Origin of the sequence: Herbaspirillum sp. WGmk3 (assembly GCF_023952535.1) — a bacterium.
In the GTDB taxonomy this organism is placed as follows: domain Bacteria; phylum Pseudomonadota; class Gammaproteobacteria; order Burkholderiales; family Burkholderiaceae_D; genus Herbaspirillum; species Herbaspirillum huttiense.
Window position 1 is genome coordinate 1 of sequence record NZ_JAKYWT010000139.1, and the last position, 245, is coordinate 245.

Here is a 245-nt window from a genome sequence, read left to right on the forward strand (position 1 = left end):
GGTTCGGGACAGGCCCCAGGGGTCTTTACTTCTTACGTTGGGCTCGCGTCTGTTTAGCAGGCTGCTGGCGACGGACCACCTGACGACCACCACTGGCATCCTTGCGGACCGTTTGACGGGTCACTCCTTGGCGGGCCACCATCGGCTTCTCACTATCTTCGATAGTGGCTACCGGGGTGGGGGCAACAACTTTGCGACGCCGCTTCTCGCGACGAGCACGCTCGATTTCGTCGGGATCCTTGCCT

1 protein-coding gene is annotated in these 245 nt (G+C 61.6%); it reads right to left on the minus strand.

The window, feature by feature from the left end; genetic code table 11:
- Window positions 1–25: 25 nt before the first annotated feature.
- The coding region (locus tag MKD49_RS26235) for a hypothetical protein (protein WP_252697770.1) at window positions 26–245 on the minus strand (220 nt) is incomplete at its 5' end.